General features: G+C 60.6%; 1 protein-coding gene. It reads right to left on the bottom strand.

Annotated features, from left to right (window positions below):
• On the bottom strand, positions 1 to 688 hold a 688-nt coding region (locus tag EOC06_RS38205), incomplete at both ends, for a DUF930 domain-containing protein (protein ID WP_128310170.1).

The following is a 688-nucleotide window of genomic DNA, read 5'->3' as shown; positions in this document are numbered from 1 at the left end:
AGGACCCTCGTCGCATCGGCGTCGACTTCGCATCGGAAATTTAGGTTGTACCAGGCGTTTCTGGTGCTGAAGGCGGCCTGCGGAGGATTGAGAACATTGCCTTTGTCCAGCGTGATGGTTGGCACCCATTTGACCGTATAGTCGGCAGTTTGCAGTTCCCGGCTCAGAACGTTGCCGCAGAGGGTGGCCACCCGCTGACCGCGCGGCACATTCTCCATGGAGCTTGTAGCGAACGCATTGCCGGTTGCCCCTTGCGAGTAAAGCTTTCTGACGCCCGGAAGGCCGGGATAGATCGGTGATCCTGCAACGTCGTTGTTGGTGGGATTTGATCTTCCAGCATTCCCGATCGGCGCTTTGAAAGCTCTTGCGGGCTTGAACGTCATAGTCTTGGCGGGTTTGGCTTTGGGCTTTGCCTTTTCAGCCGAGGCTGGAGGCGCTGGCTTGCCACCGGTCTCAGCCGCCAATGGCTTTGGCATCACGACGGCTTGCTTTTCGTCGGGTTGCGGTGCGGGTTCTTGTTTGTCCGGCTGCTGCTTGTCGGTGTCCTCGGTCGCCTGCTTCTCCTCGCTTTGCGCGGGCTTTTCGTCCGGCGCAGCGGTGGCTGGCTTCTCGTCAGACTTGCTGGGCTCTGCCTTCTGCTGTGGCGTTGCAGGCGGGGCGGGCTGGGTTGGCGCGGGTGTCGGTGCTA

It is taken from the genome of Mesorhizobium sp. M7A.F.Ca.MR.362.00.0.0 (genome assembly GCF_004023175.1).
GTDB lineage: Bacteria > Pseudomonadota > Alphaproteobacteria > Rhizobiales > Rhizobiaceae > Mesorhizobium.
This window is presented reverse-complemented; position numbering and strand designations above follow the sequence as displayed.